The following is a 414-nucleotide window of genomic DNA, read 5'->3' on the forward strand; positions in this document are numbered from 1 at the left end:
CGGACCAGCAGAAGGAGGTGATGGCCGAGGCCAAGGCCCGCGGCTACGACACCAAGGTGATGCGCAAGGTGATTTCGCTGCGCAAGCGCGACAGGGACGACATCGCCGAAGAGGAAGCCATCCTCGAGATGTACAAAGACGCGCTGGGGATGGGCTGAGCCATGGCTGACGGTTCGTCTCTTCTGTTCGACTTCGCGGCCGAGCGCCCGGCCGATCCCCGTCCGCTGATCGTCGACAGCTTCGCGGGCGGGGGCGGGGCCTCGACAGGGATCGAGATGGCGCTCGGCCGCAGCCCCGATGTCGCGATCAACCACGACGCCGCGGCGCTCGCCCTGCATGAGGCCAACCACCCGGCCACCCGGCACCTCAATTCCAATGTCTGGCATGTCGATCCGGCCGAGATCTGCCGCGGCC

1 protein-coding gene and 1 pseudogene are annotated in these 414 nt (G+C 67.4%); both read left to right on the plus strand.

The window, feature by feature from the left end; all coding sequences use genetic code 11:
• Window positions 1–158: DUF2312 domain-containing protein (locus BYZ73_RS21805; protein WP_146746330.1), on the plus strand; the 158-nt coding region annotated here is incomplete at its 5' end.
• Between the two features lie 3 nt (window positions 159–161).
• Window positions 162–414 (plus strand): annotated as a pseudogene (locus tag BYZ73_RS21810) (DNA cytosine methyltransferase); the annotation flags it as partial.

The organism is Rhodovulum viride, from assembly GCF_003265965.1.
In the GTDB taxonomy this organism is placed as follows: Bacteria; Pseudomonadota; Alphaproteobacteria; order Rhodobacterales; family Rhodobacteraceae; genus Rhodovulum; species Rhodovulum kholense.